This is a genomic window from Burkholderia ubonensis (genome assembly GCF_902833085.1).
Classification (GTDB): Bacteria; Pseudomonadota; Gammaproteobacteria; order Burkholderiales; family Burkholderiaceae; genus Burkholderia; species Burkholderia ubonensis.
Map to the genome: position 1 here is coordinate 1 of NZ_CADFEB010000025.1, position 492 is coordinate 492.

Sequence of the window (492 nt, forward strand, 5' to 3'; positions counted from 1 at the left end):
ATCCTGGCGATCTACGAAGGGACGACGGCGATCCAGGCGAACGACCTGGTGGGCCGCAAGACGGTGCGCGACGGCGGCGCGGTGGCGAAGGCGCTGCTCGGCGAGATCGGTCAGACGGTCGAGGCGCTCGCCAAGCTCGACGGCGCGGCGGCGGCGTCGATGAAGGCGCAGCTGGAGAAGGGGGCGCGGGCGTTGTCGGCGGTGGTCGATTACGTGGTGGCGAACACGAAGCAGGACCCGAACGCGGTGTTCGCGGGCAGCGTGCCGTACCTGAAGCTGGCGGGCGTGGTGCTGTGCGGGTGGCAGATGGCGCGCGCGCTGGTGGCCGCGCACGCGAACCGCGCGAACGATCCGGCGTTCTACGACGCAAAGATCGCGATCGCGCAGTTCTATGCGGAACACATTCTCGTGCAGGCGGGCGGGTTCGAAGCGTCGATCGTCGGCGCGAAGGGCGGCGAGGGCGTGCTCGCGTTGACGGAAGACCAGTTCTGA

General features: G+C 69.3%; 1 protein-coding gene. It reads left to right on the top strand.

The annotated features are described in order from the left end of the window. Positions 1-492: acyl-CoA dehydrogenase C-terminal domain-containing protein (locus HWX31_RS34655; protein WP_175934021.1), on the top strand; the 492-nt coding region annotated here is incomplete at its 5' end.